Below are 19422 nucleotides of genomic sequence, written 5' to 3' on the forward strand. Positions count from 1 at the left end.
CCTGCCATGACCATCCTGACCCAGAGCTTCCTCAACGCCGCCGATGCCGACGGTCCGCTCGATGTCGTTCCCGTCGCCGGCCGCATCGGCGCGGAGATTCGCGGCGTTGCGCTGGGCGGCGACCTTGACGACGCCACCATCGCCGCGATCCGCGCCGCGCTCGTCCGCCACAAGGTGATCTTCTTCCGCGCCCAGCATCATCTCGACGATGCCGGCCAGGAAGCCTTTGCCGAACGGTTCGGCAAGCCCGTCGCCCACCCGACCGTCCCGGTCGTGCCCGGCTCCAAATATCTGCTGGAACTGGATTCGAAGGAGGGCCGCGCCGCGTCGAGCTGGCACACCGACGTCACCTTCGTCCCCGCCTATCCCGAATCCTCGATCCTGCGCGCCATCGTCATCCCGCAGGCGGGCGGCGACACGCTCTGGGCCAATACGGCGGCCGCCTATGAGGAACTGCCCGAACCGCTGCGCCAGCTCGCCAACAGCCTGTGGGCGGTCCATTCCAACCTCTATGACTATGCCTCGGTCGTCACCAATGCGAACGAGGAAGCGGTGAAGCGCTATCGCGAAGTCTTCGCCTCAACCGTCTATGAAACCGAACATCCGCTGGTCCATGTCCATCCCGAAAGCGGCGAGCGCTCGCTGATCCTGGGCCATTTCTTCAAGCAATTCGTCGGCCTCAGCCAGGCCGACAGCCAGCGCCTCTTCGCCACCTTCCAGGATGCCGTGACCCGGCCGGAAAATACCGTGCGCTGGCGCTGGCAGCCGGGCGACGTCGCCATCTGGGACAATCGCGCCACCCAGCATCGCGCCATCGCCGATTTCGGCACCCAGCATCGCCAGCTGCGCCGCGCCACCATCGCCGGCACCGTCCCCGTCTCGATCGACGGCCGCAACAGCCGCATCATCAAGAAGGAAGATGGCAAGATTGCCGAAGCCGCCTGAGCAGGGCTTGCTCACCCCCCCTACCCTGACCCTGACCTTCGGCACACTGGGCCGCGTTCCTTTCGGACGCGGCCCCTTTTCACGGAAGACCCCATGAAGCTCCGCACTGTCCTTGCCAGCCTGGCGCTGGCCACCGCCCTCACCACGCCCGCGGCGGCGCAGGAAAAGCGTCCCAATTTCCTGGTGATCGTCGCCGACGACCTGGGCTATTCCGATCTCGGCGCCTTCGGCAGCGAGATATCCACCCCCAATCTCGACCGGCTCGCACTGTCGGGCGTGCGCCTGACCGGCTTCCACACCGCGCCGACCTGCTCGCCGACCCGCTCGATGCTCTTGTCGGGCACCGACAATCATCGCGCCGGTCTTGGCACCATGGCAGAAATGCAGGCCCCCAATCAGGTCGGCAAGCCCGGCCATGAGGGCTATCTGCGCACCGACATCGCCGCTCTGCCCGAAGTCCTGACCGCCGGCGGCTATCGCACCCTCTTTTCGGGCAAATGGCATCTGGGCCTCACGCCCGAGCAGGATCCCCATGCCCGCGGTTTCCAGCACAGCTTCGCGCTGCTGCAGGGGGCGGGCAATCATTATGGCACCGACATTTCGGCCACGCCCAAGCCCGGCTTCACCACCTATCGCGAGGATGGCCGCACGCTCGAAAGCCTGCCCAGCGACTATTATTCCTCCGACGCCTTCGCCACCAAGCTGATCGACCAGATCAAGGCGACCAAGGACGACAAGCCCTTCTTTGCCTATCTCGCCTTCACCGCGCCGCACTGGCCGCTACAGGCCCCGGCCGAAACCATCGCCAAATATAAGGGCCGCTATGAGGCGGGCTATGAAGCGCTGCGCGCCGAACGGCTCAAGAAGCAAATCGCCCTCGGCCTGGTCCCGGCCAGTGCCGCGCAGCACCCCCTTGAAAACAGCAAGCCCTGGGCGCAGCTGACCCCGGATGAAAAGAAGACCGCGTCACGGACGATGGAAATCTATGCCGCGATGGTCGACCGGCTCGATCAGAATGTCGGCCGGGTGATCGATGCGCTGAAGGCCAGCGGGGAGTATGACAATACCGTCATCCTCTTCCTCGCCGACAATGGCGCCGAGGGGATGGACCTGGTCCATGCCAGGAATCCCCGCTTCCGCGCCCGCGCCGAGGCGGCCGACAACAGCTATGACAATCTCGGCAAGGACAGCAGCTATATCAGCTATGGCCCCGGCTGGGCGCAGGCGGCAACCACCCCCTCCTGGCTCTACAAGGCGTTCGCGACCGAGGGTGGCACCCGCACTACCGCTTTCCTCTCCGGACCAGCGGTGAAGAAGCCCGGCAGCATCGCCCATGATTATCTCAACGTCATGGACGTCGCCCCCACGCTGATCGACCTGGCCGGTATCGCCCCGCCCAAGGGGACGTTCCAGGGCCGGACCGTCCAGCCGATCCGCGGCACCAGCTGGGCGCCCTGGCTCGCCGGCACGGCGCAGACGGTGCATCCCGCCAGCGAGGCGATCGGCACCGAATTGTTCGGCTCGCGCGCATTGCGTCAGGGCGACTGGAAGATCACCGATGCCGGCGATGGCCAATGGCATCTGTTCAACATCGCCGCCGATCCGGGCGAGACCACGGACCTGTCCACCCGCGAACCGGCACGCCGGGCGGCGCTGGAAAAGGCGTGGGATGCCTATGCCAGTGATGTCGGCGTGGTCCTGCCCAACCCGCGCATCATGGTGGAATAACCCGCGTATCAGGGGATGGCACGCCCATCCCCCTCTTCTCCATCGCATTTTCCCCTTGCCCCGGCGGCGATCCCATGCACAAAGCTTGCCAATTGCCGCAGGCGGACCCATGTCCGCCGCACCCCGATTTGGCGGCACAAGGATTGAAGTGATGGACGATGTGACGATCCAGGACAGGGCCGCTTCGGCGCGACCGCTCGCCCCGCAGGAAGTGGGCGAGGGCCTGTCCGTCATCTCGATCGCGAAAAGCTATGACAAGCGCGTCGTCCTGTCCGACGTGTCGCTGACCGTGGGCAAGGGCGAGGTCGTCGGCCTGCTCGGCCCCAATGGCGCGGGCAAGACGACCTGCTTCTATTCGGTCATGGGCCTCGTCCGTCCCGACCAGGGCCGCATCATCCTCGACGGCCAGGATATTACCGGCCTGCCCATGTATCGCCGCGCGATCCTGGGCCTGGGCTATCTCCCGCAGGAAACCTCGATCTTCCGGGGCCTGACGGTCGAACAGAATATCGGCGCCGTGCTGGAAATGGCCGAACCCAACAAGGCCGCCCGTGCCGAGAAGCTGGAACAGCTGCTCGACGAATTCGGCCTGACCCGTTTGCGCGATTCTGCCGCCATGGCGTTGTCGGGCGGTGAACGGCGTCGCTGCGAAATCGCCCGCGCGCTGGCCGCCGATCCCTCGATCGTGCTGCTCGACGAGCCCTTCGCCGGCATCGACCCGCTGTCGATCGCCGACATTCGCGATCTGGTGAAGCAGCTCAAGACGCGCGGCATCGGCGTCCTCATCACCGACCATAATGTGCGCGAGACGCTGGAAATCGTCGACCGCGCCTGCATCATCTACAGCGGCCAGGTGCTGTTCGCCGGCAGCCCGACCGAACTGGTCGCCCATCCCGATGTTCGCCGCCTCTATCTGGGCGAGAATTTCCAGCTCTGACATGATCGGCCGGCGCCCCCTCGCTGATGCAGGACGGCCCGGCTGATGGCGCTCGGGCCACGCCTCGACATCCGCCAGAGCCAGTCTCTGGTGATGACGCCGCAGCTCCAGCAGGCGATCAAGCTGCTGGCGCTGTCCAATCTGGAGATCGAGGCGTTCGTCGCGGGCGAGCTGGAAAAGAACCCGCTGCTCGAACAGGGTGCCGCCGATGACGGCGGCCGGGAAGGCAGCGGCGTCGACCGCGAGGTGGAGGCGCCCACGCTGGCCGCCGAAACCGGCGCCAGCGACGATCTGATTGCCCAGGGGCTGGGCGGCGCCGACAGTCCGCTCGACGTCGATCATGGCGCGGAAACCTTCATCGACGATGGCCCGGCCGACCGCATGGCCGCGGGCAGCGGCTCAGGCTCGCTCGACATGCTCGGTGGCGGCAGCGGTTCGGGTGAAGCGGTCGATTTCGACAGTTTCGCCAATGCCGCGCCCAGCCTGCAGGAACATCTGATGGACCAGGCCCGCAGCACGCTGTCGGGCATGGACCTGCTGATCGCCACCCAGCTGATCGGCCAGATCAGCGAGGCGGGCTATCTGGAGGCCAATCTGCTCCAGACCGCCCATGGCCTGGGCGTACCGCTCTTCACGGTGGAAGGCGTGCTGGAAGTTATCCACAGCTTCGATCCCACCGGCGTGGGCGCCCGCTCGCTCGCCGAATGCCTCGCCCTTCAGGCGAAGGAGGCGAACCGCTACGATCCCTGCATCCAGCGGCTGCTCGCCAATCTCGACCTGCTCGCCAAGGGCGCCCTGCCCCAGCTGCGCCGCATCTGCGGCGTGGATGAGGAGGATCTGGCCGACATGATCCGCGAACTGCGCGGCTATGATCCCAAGCCCGGCCTGCGCTTTGCCAGCGACAGCGCGACGCCGGTCACGCCCGACCTGTTCGTCAGCCGCACCCGCGAAGGCTGGGGCATAGAGGTCAACAGCGCCACCCTGCCGCGCGTGCTGGTCAACCGCACCTATTATGTCGAACTGGCCGGCGGCCCGCAGGACAAGGCAAGCAAGGCCTGGCTGGCCGACTGCCTCGCCAGCGCCAACTGGCTGGTGAAGGCGCTCGACCAGCGGCAGAAGACGATCATCAAGGTGGCGAGCGAGATCGTCCGCCAGCAGGAGGATTTCTTCCGCAACGGCGTCGCTTATCTCAAGCCGCTGACGCTGCGCGCGGTCGCCGACGCGATCGAAATGCATGAATCGACCGTCAGCCGCGTCACCTCGAACAAATATCTCTCCTGCCCGCGCGGCCTCTACGAACTCAAATATTTCTTCACCAGCGGCGTCGCGGCGGCGGATGGCGACGGCGCCGTCTCGGCCGAGGCGGTGAAGAGCCATATCAAGGCGCTGATCGGCGCGGAGGAGGCCCATGCCATCCTCTCCGACGACACATTGGTCGACCTGCTGCGCGCCAAGGGCATGGACATCGCCCGCCGCACCGTCGCCAAATATCGCGAATCCATGGGCATCGGCTCCTCGGTCCAGCGCCGCCGGCAAAAGGCGCTCAAGGGCAAGGCCGCCTGAGCCTGTCCTACAGCGGCGCTTTCCGCTATCATCGGCGCTGCCATCCCCTGACTTTCCGATAGGATCAAGGCAGCGCAAGATAATGTCACAATGTGCGGGAAATATGCGAAGTTAAGCGCCGCAAATCCTATTTCGCTGCCTTGACCCCGGCCGCCGCGGCGGCAAAAGCGGCGGCGTAAATCACCAGACCAAGGATCGCCCGCCGCCATGTCCGTCGCCTATCTCAACGGCCAGTTTCTGCCGCTCGAAGACGTCCGCATCTCCCCGCTCGATCGCGGCTTCCTGTTTGCCGACGGCATTTATGAAGTGGCGGCCGTGATCGATGGCCGGCTGGTCGACAGCGCCAGCCATCTCGCCCGGCTGGAACGTTCCTGCACCGAAATCGGCATCGCCCTGCCGCTGACCCTGGACGAGATCGAGGCGGCGCAGAAGGCGCTGGTCGCCCATAATGGCCTTGGTGAGGGCCTGGTCTATCTCCAGATCACCCGCGGCGCCGATGTCACCCGCGACTTCATCCCGCCGGCCGGGCTGCAGCCGACCCTGTTCATGTTCGTCCAGGACAAGACCTTCCTCGACGTGCCCGCCGCGAAGACCGGCGTCGCGGTCGCCACCATGGCCGACCTGCGCTGGGCGCGGCGCGACATCAAGAGCGTCGGCCTGCTCGCCCAGGCGATGGCCAAGATGGCGGCCAAGGAAGCCGGCGCGCAGGAAGCCTGGATGATCGAGGATGGCTTCATCACCGAAGGCGCCTCCTCCACCGCCTTCATCGTCACCGACGAAGGCATCGTCACCCGCCCCTACAGCCAGTCGGTGCTGGCCGGCTGCACCGGCGCGGCGCTGACCGCGCTGGCGGAAGAAAGCGGCATCGCCGTCATCCGCCGCCCCTTCACCCTCGCCGAAGCGCTCGCCGCGAAGGAAGCCTTCATGACCAGCGCCTCGACCTTCTGTCTCTCGATCGTCAAAATCGATGGTCAGCCGGTCGGTGACGGCACCCCCGGCCCGGTCGCGACCCGGCTGCGCGAACTCTATATCGACTTCGCCCGTCGCACCGCGGTCTGACCTGCGACGAAATGAGTCCATTTCGGATCGAATAGGCAGAACAGGGCGCCCGCATCAGCCGGCGCCCTTTTCGTTTCCGCATCCCCACCGATATCGCGGGCGCGTGACGGCCATCACGACAGCCCCGTGCATTTGCGCCATTATGGAGTCAGCGCCGGCTGCGCCCGGTGGGCAAGCGGCTAAGCTGCGGAACATAACAGGCACGGGAGATTGCGTGGTGATGGCCGATCCCTTCTCGACCGATCATGATAGCCCCTATGCCGCGCCGGATGACCGGCGCGGGCTGCTGATCGTTGCCGATGACGAGTGGTTCGACGATGCCGCCATGCTGGCCGATGCCGCCGGCCTGCGCCTGCTCGGCACCGTGCCGCTCGGCCAGGCCGCCGCCCGGCTCGACATGCAGGTGGGCTGCGACGTCGTGCTGCTGCTCTGCCAGCAGCCTGATCCGTTGCTCGAACGGCTGATAGTCCAGGTCGAGACGATCGCGATTCAGAATCGCATGGCGGTGGTCCTGCTCGCCGGGATCGAGACACTCGACACGGCCTATGCCTGCATGCGCAGCCCGCAGACCCAGTTGCTGTGCAGTCCCGACAATAGCGACATCGCCGCCGCCCTGCTCGCCGCCGCGCACAGCGATGCCCTGCCCCGTAATCTGCATGACGCCACCCATGAAAGCGACGGCAACCGGCTGCAGCGGCTGAGCGAGGAAGTCAGCCGTCTTGCTCGCACGATCGAGGCCCTGACCGATCGGCCGCGCCCTACGCTCCCCGCGTTCGACATGCCCGCACGCATCGCCGACCGCCAGGGCGGCTATACCGCCATGCCGGCCATGGCCACGATCGGAACGGCCACCATGCCGGAAACCGCCTCCGTCACAGCCGCCCAGGTCCGCGACCTGCTGCGCGCCCGCCGGCTGCGTGCCGATTTCCTGCCCGGCGACCTGTTCGCCGATCCGGCCTGGGACATGATGCTCGACCTGCTCGCGGCCCGGCTGGAACAGGCCCATGTCTCTGTCTCCAGCCTCTGCATCGCATCCGCCGTGCCGCCGACCACGGCGCTGCGCTGGATTCGCACATTGACGGACAAGGCCCTGGTCGAGCGCCGTGCCGATCCGCATGACGGCCGCCGCATCTTCATCGCGCTCGCCGACGACGCGGCTGACCAGTTGATCCGCTGGTTCGGCGCCAGCCATCGCTATCGCGCGCACTGATCTACCCCATCGGATAAAGGCCGCTTGACCCGCGCCCAAAAAAATCTAGAAGCGCCCGCACCCCATGGGGGCGATTAGCTCAGTTGGTAGAGCGTCTCGTTTACACCGAGAATGTCGGCGGTTCGAGCCCGTCATCGCCCACCAGTTTTGCGGCCTTTAGAGCCCGTCCGGGGGACGGGCGGCCGCAAAACTCCCGAGCGACAGCGAAGGGCTTAGCCATCCAGGCAAAACCAGCCCTGATCCGCACCCGTAACATTCATCCTGCAGCAAGCATGGTTCCGGCATCTTCCCGCCCATGCCGATCAGCTTCTTCCTTGGCGGCTCCGTCGCGCCGATATTGCTGATGCTGTCGCCCTTCGCGGTGATGGCGGTCGGCAATTGCGCCGACTGGCAAGCCAAGGCTCCAAGCGCAAGGATCGCGGCAAAGCCCCCCGCCGACGCCGGTTGCACCCAGCCCCGCTATCCGCTGATGTAATCGCGCGCTGCCAGATATTGCGGCGGCGCGTCACCGCTGCTAATTCCGCCTCCCATGATCCAGCCGCCCGAAATCATCCGAGTCACCAAGTCCCGCGTCTCCTGCGACGGTTCGGGTGACATTCCCGCCGCCCTTGGCCATCCGCGCGTCTTCCTGGAAATCGACGAGCATGGCTATGTCGATTGCGGCTATTGCGATCGCCGCTTCGTGCTGGCCGGCGGCGTCGCCGACAATGCCGATCTCGGCAACAAGCCGGACATCGCCTCGGGCGCTAGCCTCTAAAATTTCCATTGGGCATCCGTCATGCCGCGCCTATATCGGGCGGCATGACCGATCTCGCTTCGCAATTCACTGATGCCCGCGGCCTGCTCTATCGTCCGGGCCTGCTCGATCCCGATGGCGCGCGCCGCCTGACCGCGCAGGCGCTTTCGGCCTGCGACGATGGCGAGCTCTACCTCCAGTATCGCGCCAGCGAGAGCTTCGGCTTCGACGACGGCCGGCTCAAGACCGCCGATTATTCGACCGATGCCGGCTTCGGCCTGCGCGGCGTCTCGGGCGAGATGACCGGCTTTGCCCATGCCAATGACCTCAGCGAAGCGGCGATCGCCAAGGCGGCGCAGACGCTGACTCTGCTCGATCCGGCCAAGGGCCAGCCCGCCCCGCCGCCCCAGCGCACCAATCGCCACCTCTATACCGACGCCAATCCGCTGGAGCTGGTGCCCTTCGCCGAGAAGGTGACCCTGTGCGCCGCGATCGACGCCGCCGCCCGCGCCCGCGACCCGCGCGTCGCCCAGGTCTCGGTCAGCCTCGCCGGCAGTTGGTCGGTGATCGAGATCGTCCGCGCCGACGGCTTCACCGCCAGCGACATCCGCCCGCTCGTCCGCCTCAACGTATCGGTCATCCTGGAAGAAAATGGCCGGCGCGAAACCGGCGTGTTCGGCATTGGCGGCCGCTATCTCTACGATCAGGTGATGGACCCCAAGATCTGGAACCGCGCGATTGACGAGGCGCTGGCCCAGGCCCAGGTCAATCTCCGCTCGGTCGCCGCCCCCGCCGGCGAGATGACCGTGCTGCTTGGCCCCGGCTGGCCGGGCGTGCTGGTCCATGAAGCGATCGGCCATGGCCTGGAAGGCGATTTCAACCGCAAGGGCACCAGTGCCTTTTCCGGCCGCATCGGCCAGCGCGTCGCCGCGCCGGGCGTCACCGTGGTCGACGATGGCAGCATCCTCGATCGCCGCGGTTCGCTCTCGATCGATGACGAAGGCACGCCGACGCAGGAAAATATCCTGATCGAGGACGGCATCCTCAAGGGCTATATGCAGGATCGCCTCAACGCCCGGCTGATGGGCGTCGCGCCGACCGGCAATGGCCGCCGCGAATCCTATGCCCATGCGCCGATGCCGCGCATGACCAACACCTTCATCAAGGGTGGCCAGGACAATCCGGAAGAGCTGCTGTCGCGCGTCAAGTCGGGTATCTTCGCCAAGAGCTTCGGCGGCGGCCAGGTCGACATCGTCTCGGGCAAGTTCGTCTTTTCCTGCACAGAGGCCTATAAGGTCGAAAATGGCAAGATCGGCGATCCGATCAAGGGCGCGACCCTGATCGGCGACGGCCCGACCGCGCTGACCAAGGTGATCGGCATCGGCAACGATTGGGCGCTCGACGAAGGGATCGGCATGTGCGGCAAGGGTGGGCAGAGCGTGCCGGCCGGCGTCGGCCAACCGACCCTGCTGATGGACGGGCTGACCGTCGGCGGTACCGCCGCCTGACCCCACTCCTGCCATGGCGGCGCGGTCACCCGACCCGCCGCCGCCATGGGCCGAGGAACCGGGCGGCGATCAACACGTATTTTGCGTATGAACATGCTGACCGACAGCCATGACGCCGTGACCGCCGACTGGGCGGCGGCCCTGCTCGACTTCTGGTTCAACCAGGTGGGCGAGAAAGGCTGGTACAGCCATGATCCGGCGCTCGATCAGCATTGCATCGACCGCTTCGCCGTCCTGTGGAGCGAGAAGCGGACGCTTCCGCCCGAAAGCTTCCTCGACCGCGCCGACGATGCGCTGGCCGCCGTGCTGCTGTTCGACCAGCTGCCCCGCAACATGTTCCGCGGCCAGGCCCAGGCCTTTGCCACCGACCCGATCGCCCGTGAGGTAGCGCGCGGCGCCATCGCGCTGGGCTATGACATCCAGATCGGCGGGGCCGGCCGGCTCTTCTTCTACATGCCGTTCCAGCATAGCGAGGATCTGGCCGATCAGGAGCTGTCGCTCTCCCTGTTCGAAGGGGCCGGCGACGCCCGGTCGCTCGATTTCGCCCGCCAGCATCATGCAACCATCGCGCGCTTCGGCCGTTTCCCCCATCGCAACGCTGCCCTTGGTCGCACCACCCTGCCCGCCGAAGCGGCAGCGGTCGCCGAAGGATCGCAATGGTAGGCGGGAACATGCCTATTTTTTAGGCATGGCTGTGCATCTGCACATTTTTTCGGCGGCGCAACAATCTCCCCTAGTGGAAATCCCGCGTTAATGCGTCATTAGCAAATTGGCACGCCTCTTGCTGGTATGTCGCCGCACACCAAATAAGGGGGCGACATGAAACTTGTCATGGCTATCATCAAGCCGTTCAAGCTTGACGATGTCCGCGAGGCTCTTTCCTCGCTTGGCATCGCCGGTATGACGGTCAGCGAAGTGAAGGGCTTTGGTCGCCAGAAGGGCCAGACCGAAATCTATCGCGGCGCCGAATATTCCACCAACATGGTTCCCAAGATCAAGATCGAGGTGGTCTGCGACGACGACCTCGCGCCGCGCGTAGTGGAAGCGACGCAGGCCGCCGCCAATTCGGGCGCGATCGGCGATGGCAAGATCTTCGTCCTCGATGTCGGCCAGGCCGTGCGCATCCGCACCGGCGAGACCGGCGAAACCGCGCTGTAAGAAGGGGGGAATGATGACCTTTTCGAAGAAGATTTGCGGCGCGCTGGGGGCCACCGGCCTCTCGCTGTTCGCCGCGCTGCCCGCCTGGGCACAGGACGCGGCCGCGCCGGCCGCGACCGTGGACAAGGGCGACGTTGCCTGGATGATGACCTCCACCATCCTCGTCTTCCTGATGATCCTGCCCGGCCTCGCCCTGTTCTACGGCGGTCTTGCCCGCAGCAAGAACATGCTGTCGGTGATGACGCAGATCGGCGCCGCCGCCTGCCTCGCCATGCTGATCTGGGTCATGTACGGCTATTCGATGGCCTTCGGTCCCGATTATACCAGCGGCCTCTCCAACGTCGTCTCGACCTTCGACAAGGCCTTCCTGAAGGGCATCACGCCCGCTTCGCAGGCCGCGACCTTCACCGCCGGCGTCGAGATTCCGGAATATGTCTTCGTCTGCTTCCAGATGACCTTCGCCGCGATCACCGTTGCGCTGGTGCTGGGTTCGGTGGTCGAACGCATCAAATTTTCGGCCGTGATGGTGTTCGCCGCCATCTGGCTGACGATCGTCTATTTCCCGATCGCGCACATGGTCTGGGCTGCTTCGGGCTATTTCTTCAAGGCCGGCGCGCTCGATTTCGCGGGCGGCACCGTCGTTCACATCAACGCCGGCGTCTCGGCGCTGGTGGCCTGCCTCATCCTGGGCAAGCGCATCGGCTTCCCCAAGGAACCGATGGCGCCGCACAGCCTGACGCTGACCGCCGTCGGCACCGGCCTGCTGTGGGTCGGCTGGTTCGGCTTCAACGCCGGCTCGGCGCTCGAAGCCAATGGTTCGGCCGCCCTCGCGATGATCAACACCTTCGTCGCCACCGCATCGGGCGCCCTGTTCTGGATGCTGGCTGAACGCGTCAACGGCCACAAGGCGTCGGCCCTGGGCTTCTGCTCGGGCGTCATCGCCGGCCTCGTCGCGGTCACCCCGGCCGCCGGCAACTCGGGCCCGTTCGGTGCGATCGTGCTGGGCGCCGTTGCCTCGATCATCTGCTTCTATGCCGTCACCGTGCTCAAGCCCAAGCTTGGCTATGACGACAGCCTGGACGCCTTCGGCATCCACGGCATCGGCGGCATGATCGGCGCCATCGGCACCGCCATCGTCTACTCGCCGGCCCTCGGCGGCCCCGGCGCGGCGGACTATGAAATCGGCGCCAAGCTGCTCGTCCAGATCGAAGCGGTCGTCGTGACCATCATCTGGGCCTCGATCGGCACCGCCATCGCCATCTTCATCGCCAAGGCCATCACCGGCCTGCGGGTCAGCCAGGAGGTCGAATATGAAGGCCTCGACCTCGGCGAGCATGGCGAGCGCGCCTACAATTACTGAGATTGGCAGGGCGGCCCATCCCACGGGCCAGGGCCGCCCGCCTCACCTTGTTCCTCCTGCGAACATGCCTTGGGGTCGGTGTGAAAACACCGGCCCTATTTTTATCCACAGGGCAGGCAGCGGGTCGAGTTCAATGGGCCGGGTACGACCAGAGGCTGACCTGTTCCCCCTCCCGCAGGCGGGAGGGGGGTAGGGGGTGGGCTGGACGTCGCGATAGCCCACCCCGCTGCGACTAACGCGCTGCGCGCGCAAGTCTCGCTACCCCTCCCGTTTACGGGAGGGGAATGGCAGGAAACCACCCAAATTCAGACAGCCGGTCGTGTCCACAACCCCACAGCCCGCGCCGCCCTTGCCGGCCAGCGCCGCGCCCGTCCCGGCACCTGCCGTCCCGCGCGGATCACCCAGCCCAGCTTCTCGCGCCCCGGCGTCACCACGCGATGGTCCCAGGCATGCTCGCCCCGCCGCGCCACTTCGCGCGCAATGTCGCCATAGATGCCCGCCGCCGCCAGCACCGCCCAGGCCGCCCGCGCCGGCAGCGCGCCGGTGCCATGGCGCGCGCTATCCTCATAGGCCGCCGCCATGTTGGTCAGCCGCTGGCCCAATATCGCCAGCTTCGGCCGCAGCCAGGGCTTCATATGCTCGCCGGGGGGCATGTCCATTTCCACCAGCCATTCGACCGGCAGGTAGCAGCGGTCGGCCAGTTCATCCTCGCTGATGTCGCGGGCGATATTGGCGAGCTGGAAGGCGATGCCTAGGTCACAGGCGCGGTCGAGCGTCGCCTCATCCTCCGGGTCGACGCCCATCAGCACCGCCATCATGCAGCCGACGGCGCCCGCGACATGATAGCAATAGCGCAGCATGTCGGCCTCGCTGCGCGGCCGCCAGTCACGCGCATCGAGCGCAAACCCCTCCAGCAGGTCATGGGCATAGCGGTGCGGGATCGCGCATTCGCGCATGACGACGCCAAAGCCGTCAAAGGCCGGGTCGCCGGTCGGCTCGCCACGCAGCGCCGCATCGGTCAGCACCCGCAGGGTCGACAGCCGCGCCTGCCCGTCGGCGACGCCGCGCATCGTCCCGCCATGGTCCTGCCCATCGGCGATGTCGTCGCATTTGCGGCACCAGGCGTAGAGCAGCCAGGCCCGCTCGCGCGTCACCCGGTCGAACAGCTTCGACGCCATGGCAAAGCTCCTGGAGCCCCGCGCAATGCTGTCGCGGGCATGGGCGACCAGGGCGGGGCGATTCCATTCTCCCCTCCCGCCTGCGGGAGGGGCCGGGGGAGGGCCTGTTAAGTCCATGAAGCGGACATGCCCTCCCCTAACCCCTCCCGCAAGCGGGAGGGGAATATTATTTCAGAGCCGCGCGGCCTTCATCGCGAAGATCGTCTCGTGCGGCTGATAGGCGGCCATCTGGTCCAGCAGCCCCTCGATGCTGTCATCATGGATCATGATGCCGGCATGCTGCGGCCGGATGAAGCCGGCTTCCACCATCTGGCGGTTGAAGCCGATCAACTGGTCATAGAAGCCCGCGACATTGAGCAGGCCGACCGGCTTGTTGTGATAGCCCAGCTGCGCCCAGCTGATCGCTTCCCACAGCTCGTCCATCGTGCCGACGCCGCCCGGAATCGTGACGAATCCGTCCGACAGGTCGGTGAAGAGCTGCTTGCGCTGGTGCATGGTCTGGACGACGTGCAATTCGGTGCAGCCGCGATGCGCGACTTCGGCGCCGACCAGCGCCTCGGGGATCACGCCGATCACCTCGCCGCCCGCTTCCAGCGCCGCATCCGCCACCGCGCCCATCAGGCCCAGCCGCCCGCCGCCATAGACGACGCCGATTCCGCGCTGTGCCAGGGTGCGGCCGACATGGCGCGCCGCGTCAATATAGGTGAGGTCGGCCGGCGTCGCCGAACCACAATAAACAGCCAGTCTTTTCATCATCTTCCAGTCCCGAAGCGCCGCGCGCTCCTCAAGCCATGTCCTGCAGCATCAGCGCCGCGGTCGCCTTGGCGCTGCCCACCACGCCGGGGATGCCCGCGCCGGGATGGGTGCCGGCCCCTACCAGATAAAGGTTGGGAATGACATCGTCGCGATTATGGGCGCGGAACCAGGCGCTCTGGGTCAAGAGCGGCTCCAGGCTGAAGCCGCTGCCCAGATGGGCATTGAGGTCGCGGCCAAAGTCGCTCGGCGCATAATGGAACTGGGTCACGATGCGCGACCGGATGTCGGGGATCAGCCGATGCTGGATCTCGTCCAGGATGCGCTCGGCATAGGCCGGCGCGAAGCGATCCCAGTCGATCGGCAGCTTGCCCATGTGCGGCACCGGGGCGAGCGCATAGAAGGTCGAATAGCCCTCCGGCGCCATCGACGGATCGGTGACGGTCGGGTGATGCAGATAGAGCGAGAAATCCGCCGGCAGCACGCCATGGCTGTAGATATCGGTCAGCAGCCCCTCATAGCGCGGGCCGAACAGGATCATATGGTGGGGAATGCCCGGCCAGCTGCCCTTGATGCCGAAATGCAGCACGAACAGGCTGGGCGACCATTTCTTGCGCTGCAGCTTTTCCGCCTGCTTCTGGCCGCGCGGATGATGGCCCAGAAGGTCGCGATAGCTGTGCATCAGGTCGCCATTGCTGGCGATCGCATCGGCCTCCCCGCGCCAGCCCGACGCGGTGCGCACCGCCACCGCCCGGTCGCCATGGGTCTCGATCTCGACCACCGCGTCGCCCAGCCGCAGCACGCCGCCCAGCCGCTCGAAATGGGTCGCCATGCCCTGCACCAGCCGGTTGGTGCCGCCCTTGGCGAACCACACGCCGCCATCCTTCTCCAGCTTGTGGATCAGGGCATAGATGCCGCTGGTGGTCATCGGATTGCCGCCGACCAGCAGGCTGTGGAAGGACAGCGCCTGGCGCAGCTTCTCGTCCTTCACATGGCTCGATACAATCGAATAGACCGATCGCCAGGCCTGATATTTGGCAAGGCTCGGCCCCGCCCGCACCATTGAGGCAAAGTCGAGGAAGGCGACCGAGCCGAGCTTGCGATAGCCCTCCTCATAGACGCCGTCGGCATAGTCCAGGAACCGCTCATAGCCCGCGACATCCTCGGGATTGAGCTTGGCGATCTGCGCGCGCAGCGCCACCTCGTCGTTGGAATAATCGAAATTCGTGCCGTCGCGCCAGTTGAGCCGGTAGAAGGGCGACACCGGCACCAGGCTGACATCCTGTGCCATGTCGTTCCCCGACAGGCGCCACAATTCGGCCAGACAGGCCGGATCGGTGATGACCGTCGGCCCCGCGTCGAAGGTGAAGCCGTCCTTCTCCCACATATAGGCGCGGCCACCGGGGCGGTCGCGCGCCTCGATCAGGGTGGTTGCCACCCCGGCCGACTGCAGACGGATGGCCAGCGCCAGGCCGCCAAAGCCCGCGCCAATGACAATCGCTTTCCGCTCCATCAGGCGGGTGGGTTCAGCAATGCGTGCATGGCATCCCTTATGCGCACCGGGGGACGCCCGCACAAGATGCGGATGCGATCGGCGATGGTCGATCGCCCGGCGTAGAAGCGCTGGATCAGCCCCGGCCGCAGCCGATAGAAGCGGGCAAAGATGCGCCAGCGCTGGTCCGGCGCCGCAGCGCCGAAGAGCATCCGGCCAAGCAGCCGATAATAAAGTCCCTTCTTCCAGTGCGCCGCAGCATAGGTCCGCGTCGCCGCCGGCAGGCCCTTCAGCGGCTGCTCCACCAGCCAGGTCGCGAATCGCACCGCATCGGGCAGCGAATAGCCGGTCATCGGCTGGAACAGGCCGGCCTTCACCCCGGCCCGCGCGACCGGGTCATCGGCCGGCCAGTAACGGTCGAAATCGCCGCCATGCACCACCGGCAGCACGCCGCTCTCGCTGTGGATAACTTCCTCCACCTGCCAACCCTGCGCCTGCGCATAGGCGGCGATCCGCTCCGCGATCCCTGCCTCGTCCAGCGCGGGGCCGTCGCTATAATAGGTATCCTCGACAAAGATCGTCCGGGCGTCGCGCGGCAGCAGATAGACGAAGCGATAGCCGTCGATCTGTGCCACCGTCGCATCCATGATCACCGGCCGCGCGATCCCGTGCGGCTGCGCCAGTCGCAGCGTCTGCCCGACGAATTTCTGCCAGCCACAGCGCAGCGCCGACAGGTCGCCCGCGCCCCGCGCATCGATCATCGCATGGGCGTTGATCCGCCGCCCGTCCTCCAGCAGCAGCGATTGCCGGCCGATCGTCGCCACTCGCGCGCCGGTCAGCAGGCGATCGCCCAGCGCCGCCCGCACATGCGCGTCGAAACGGGGGGAGGCGATGCTGTTATAAGGGGTGTCGAGTTGCCGCCGATAGCCGGGAAAGCGCACTTCATGCCCCTGCGACCAGCGGCTACTGACCAGCGGATCGACCAGCCAGCGGTCGCGCGTATCGACATCCCCGTCGAAGAAGGACCAGATATGATTGCCGCCGACATGATCGGCCTGCTCGATCAACAGGATGCGGGTGCCCGGCCGCCGCTCGGCAAAGGCAAGCGCGATCAGCCCGCCGGCAAGGCCCCCGCCGATAATCGCAAGATCGCATTCCAGATCAGCCACCCACTCCTGTTAGCGACGCCGACGCCAAAGGCAAAGCGGGATGGGCAGGCTGGTGGTCCGGGATGGGTGGGAACAAGACATAGCCCCTCCCTTCCGGGAGGGGTTGGGGTGGGTTGCGAGCGTAGCGAGCTTCTGCCCTATCGACCGTAGACCGCCGCTACGCGGCGCCCCCACCCCCTTAACCCTCTCCCGTTTACGGGAGGGGGAACATGACAGCTTCTGGTCGTCAGTTGCCATCCCCGCGTCCGTCATGCCGGGCTGGACCCGGCATCCCGCTTTCCTACTCGGCCTTTCCCTGATCTACCCTGGGCGATGGACGCCCGCTCCTCTTTCCAGCCCTCGCCGCCAAGCCGCTGTTGCCCGACCGGCGCGCAAATGTCGTTTTCCTGTCGCCTCGTTGTCCTCTCCCTGTCGCGTCGAAGGCGCGTCATCCTGACCCGGTTGTCGCGCGCCTGTCGCTTCACCGGCGCGGGGCAGGCGCTTGGCCAGCGCGTCGACCCGAAATCACCCGCACGACACTGTGAACTTCGACTGTCGCGTCGATTCTCGGCTCCAACTGGCATCCCCGCCCCATCCCCAGCGCCTTGCGCGACTTATCCACATAGTATAGGGGGGTATCCTATGCACATCATCGCGGATCGGGACAAATTGCTGGCGCGGGTGCGCCGCATCGCGGGGCAGGTCAACGCCGTCGAGCGCCAGTTGGCGGGCGATGCGGGCTGTTCGGAGACACTCCAACTGGTCGCCTCGGTGCGCGGCGCCGTCGGCAGCCTGATGGAGGAGCTGATCGAGCAGCATATGCGCGAACATGTCGCCCGCCCCGGCCTGACCGACGAAGCGCGCACGGCCGCCACCGAAGAAATGCTGGCGCTGATCCGCCGCTACGGGAAATGACGATGCACGACGATCACGCCCATGGGCACCATCATCATGGCGCCGGCTGCAACCATGACCATGCGCATCATCCCGCCCCGGCCGTCCCGCCGCCGACCGACAAGGATGGCGAGGAGCGCCATTATTTCGACCATATCTATCTGAGCGCCGGGCATGACAAGAATGCCAGGCGCACGCTGTGGGTCGTCTGGCTGACCGCCGCGACCATGGTGGTGGAAATCGCCTTCGGCTGGATCACCGGGTCGATGGCGCTGCTGGCCGACGGCTTCCACATGGCGACCCATGCCGGCGCGCTGGCGGTGGCCGCTGCCGCCTACAGCTATGCCAGGCGCCATGCCCGCAACCCGCGCTACACTTTCGGCACCGGCAAGGTCGGCGACCTGTCCGGCTTCGCCTCCGCGCTGCTGCTGCTGCTGACCGCGCTGTTCATCGCGATCGAATCCGGCATGCGCCTGTTCGAGCCGGTGAAGGTCGCCTTTGGCGAGGCGACCCTGGTCGCCATCATCGGCCTGGTCATCAATCTGGTCAGCGCCCTGCTGCTCGGCCACGACCACAGCCATGATCATGGGCATAGCCACGCGCATGACGATCATGATCACGACCACAAGGGCGGCCATGCCGACAACAACCTGCGCGCCGCCTATGTCCATGTGCTGACCGATGCGCTGACGTCGGTGCTGGCGATCGCCGCGCTGCTGGCCGGCCGCTATCTCGGCTGGTGGTGGCTCGATCCGGCAGTCGGCCTGCTGGGCGCGGTGGTCATCGCCCGCTGGGCCTGGGGCCTGATGAAGGACACCGCCGCCATTCTGCTCGACACCGCCGAACCCGCGCTGATGGCCAGGGTGCGCGGCCTGGTCGAAGCCGAAGGCGCCACCATCCGCGACCTCCATGTCTGGCGCATCGGCCCGCACGCCCATGCCGCGATCATCAGCCTCGCCCCCGGCGCCGACGGCGCCCGTGTCCGCGAACGGGTGCGCAGCCTGCCGCGCATGGAACATGTCACGGTGGAGTGCGGCTGAGCGTCCGCTTGAGAAAGCCGGTCCCGACCCGCTCCCCCGCCCTGTCCTACAGAGCCGGGCCCATGTTAGGCTGCGCCCGGCTCTTTCCCATCGTCCGGCGTCCCCATCCTTCTCGCAACATGATTTCCTACTTGAGCAAGGAAATGTCGAAATGTGCGGGAAATATGCGAAGTTAAGCGGACGAAATCCTATTTTCAGGCGGGCTTCAACGCATCCATGATCTGGCGCACCGGGCCAAGATCATAGCCCGCAGCCGTCGCCTGCGCCGACAGCGCGTCGGCATCGTCGCCGGCCCGCGCGCGGGTCAGCGCCCACAGCAGGGTGCTGCGCGTGCCCGACCGGCAATAGGCCAGGATCTTGCCCTCACCCGCCTGCTCCATCGCGGCAGCCATGCCGTCGAGCTGCCAGGGGGCAAAGCCGCCATGGGCCACCGGCACGGCGGCATAGGCGACACCGGCGTCGATCGCCGCTGCCTCGACCGCGGCACCGTTGGTCTGGCCCGGCTCCTCGTCATCGGGGCGGTTGTTGATGATCATGGTCACGCCCAGCGCCTTGGCGGTCTCGACCTGATCGACGCTGATCTGGGGCGAGACATAGAGGCGGTCGGTCAGCTGGCGGAACATGGGCAAATCTCCTTCGCCCCCGCCATGCGCCCGCCCGCCACAGGATTCAAGCGTCTGCACGCCCAACCGGCATCGATGCCCCTTCATCCG

General features: G+C 66.4%; 19 protein-coding genes and 1 tRNA gene. 15 read left to right on the forward strand and 5 right to left on the reverse strand.

The genetic code is table 11. The features are described from left to right. Positions 1–6 precede the first annotated feature (6 nt). The 13 genes from JQK15_RS05035 (at position 7) to JQK15_RS05095 (ending at position 12204) form a co-directional block, all read left to right on the forward strand. Complete coding sequence (locus tag JQK15_RS05035) at positions 7–945, forward strand: TauD/TfdA dioxygenase family protein (protein ID WP_010336953.1); 939 nt, start codon at positions 7–9, stop codon at positions 943–945. 93 nt (positions 946–1038) lie between these two features. After that, entirely contained in the window at positions 1039–2673 is a 1635-nt protein-coding gene (locus tag JQK15_RS05040) for an arylsulfatase (protein ID WP_214863825.1), read from the forward strand. Between the two features lie 151 nt (positions 2674–2824). Then, complete coding sequence (gene lptB, locus JQK15_RS05045) at positions 2825–3610, forward strand: LPS export ABC transporter ATP-binding protein (protein WP_010336951.1); 786 nt, start codon at positions 2825–2827, stop codon at positions 3608–3610. Positions 3611–3655: 45 nt separating this feature from the next. Next, positions 3656–5173 carry an RNA polymerase factor sigma-54 gene (gene rpoN, locus JQK15_RS05050; protein WP_097385228.1) on the forward strand — a complete coding sequence of 506 codons (1518 nt, stop codon included), beginning with the start codon at positions 3656–3658 and terminating at the stop codon, positions 5171–5173. A gap of 207 nt (positions 5174–5380) precedes the next feature. Then, complete coding sequence (locus JQK15_RS05055; RefSeq protein ID WP_214863827.1) at positions 5381–6232, forward strand: D-amino-acid transaminase; 852 nt, start codon at positions 5381–5383, stop codon at positions 6230–6232. A 220-nt stretch (positions 6233–6452) separates the two neighbouring features. Then, entirely contained in the window at positions 6453–7442 is a 990-nt protein-coding gene (locus tag JQK15_RS05060) for a helix-turn-helix domain-containing protein (RefSeq protein ID WP_214864002.1), read from the forward strand. 68 nt (positions 7443–7510) lie between these two features. Then, a tRNA-Val gene (locus JQK15_RS05065) sits at positions 7511–7586 on the forward strand. Between the two features lie 151 nt (positions 7587–7737). Beyond that, the gene (locus tag JQK15_RS05070; protein WP_017501515.1) at positions 7738–7917 is read left to right on the forward strand and encodes a hypothetical protein; all 180 of its coding nucleotides are present in this window, start codon (positions 7738–7740) and stop codon (positions 7915–7917) included. 54 nt (positions 7918–7971) lie between these two features. Next, on the forward strand, positions 7972–8199 hold the full coding sequence (locus JQK15_RS05075) for a zinc-finger domain-containing protein (protein WP_037518483.1): 228 nt from the start codon (positions 7972–7974) through the stop codon (positions 8197–8199). 44 nt (positions 8200–8243) lie between these two features. After that, entirely contained in the window at positions 8244–9686 is a 1443-nt protein-coding gene (gene tldD, locus JQK15_RS05080) for a metalloprotease TldD (RefSeq protein ID WP_125988739.1), read from the forward strand. 87 nt (positions 9687–9773) lie between these two features. Then, complete coding sequence (locus JQK15_RS05085; RefSeq protein WP_214863829.1) at positions 9774–10349, forward strand: DUF924 family protein; 576 nt, start codon at positions 9774–9776, stop codon at positions 10347–10349. Between the two features lie 156 nt (positions 10350–10505). Then, complete coding sequence (locus JQK15_RS05090; RefSeq protein ID WP_004209785.1) at positions 10506–10844, forward strand: P-II family nitrogen regulator; 339 nt, start codon at positions 10506–10508, stop codon at positions 10842–10844. 13 nt (positions 10845–10857) lie between these two features. Then, positions 10858–12204, forward strand: coding sequence for an ammonium transporter (locus tag JQK15_RS05095; protein ID WP_214864004.1), 1347 nt, complete (start codon positions 10858–10860; stop codon positions 12202–12204). A 305-nt stretch (positions 12205–12509) separates the two neighbouring features. On the opposite strand, the gene JQK15_RS05100 is transcribed toward JQK15_RS05095, so the two are convergent. The 4 genes from JQK15_RS05100 to crtY are packed head-to-tail and all read right to left on the reverse strand — an operon-like array spanning position 12510 to position 16796. Further along, entirely contained in the window at positions 12510–13499 is a 990-nt protein-coding gene (locus tag JQK15_RS05100; RefSeq protein WP_214863831.1) for a phytoene/squalene synthase family protein, read from the reverse strand. A gap of 54 nt (positions 13500–13553) precedes the next feature. Then, on the reverse strand, positions 13554–14135 hold the full coding sequence (locus tag JQK15_RS05105; protein ID WP_214864006.1) for an LOG family protein: 582 nt from the start codon (positions 14133–14135) through the stop codon (positions 13554–13556). A 31-nt stretch (positions 14136–14166) separates the two neighbouring features. After that, complete coding sequence (locus JQK15_RS05110) at positions 14167–15648, reverse strand: phytoene desaturase (RefSeq protein ID WP_214863833.1); 1482 nt, start codon at positions 15646–15648, stop codon at positions 14167–14169. Beyond that, the gene (gene crtY / locus JQK15_RS05115) at positions 15648–16796 is read right to left on the reverse strand and encodes a lycopene beta-cyclase CrtY (RefSeq protein ID WP_214863835.1); all 1149 of its coding nucleotides are present in this window, start codon (positions 16794–16796) and stop codon (positions 15648–15650) included. The genes JQK15_RS05110 and crtY overlap by 1 nt, the downstream gene beginning before the upstream one ends. A gap of 621 nt (positions 16797–17417) precedes the next feature. On the opposite strand from crtY, the gene JQK15_RS05120 reads away from it, so the two are divergent. Together JQK15_RS05120 and dmeF are read left to right on the forward strand one after the other, a co-directional pair. Then, positions 17418–17690 carry a metal/formaldehyde-sensitive transcriptional repressor gene (locus JQK15_RS05120; protein WP_010335593.1) on the forward strand — a complete coding sequence of 91 codons (273 nt, stop codon included), beginning with the start codon at positions 17418–17420 and terminating at the stop codon, positions 17688–17690. Continuing rightward, the gene (gene dmeF, locus JQK15_RS05125) at positions 17687–18709 is read left to right on the forward strand and encodes a CDF family Co(II)/Ni(II) efflux transporter DmeF (protein ID WP_214863838.1); all 1023 of its coding nucleotides are present in this window, start codon (positions 17687–17689) and stop codon (positions 18707–18709) included. Before JQK15_RS05120 ends, dmeF begins: the two co-directional genes overlap by 4 nt. 194 nt (positions 18710–18903) lie before the next feature. Here dmeF and JQK15_RS05130 read toward each other — a convergent pair whose 3' ends face one another. Then, on the reverse strand, positions 18904–19332 hold the full coding sequence (locus JQK15_RS05130) for a protein tyrosine phosphatase family protein (protein WP_010335591.1): 429 nt from the start codon (positions 19330–19332) through the stop codon (positions 18904–18906). Between the last annotated feature and the right edge of the window lie 90 nt (positions 19333–19422).

Origin of the sequence: Sphingobium sp. BHU LFT2 (genome assembly GCF_018604485.1) — a bacterium.
Classification (GTDB): domain Bacteria; phylum Pseudomonadota; class Alphaproteobacteria; order Sphingomonadales; family Sphingomonadaceae; genus Sphingobium; species Sphingobium yanoikuyae_A.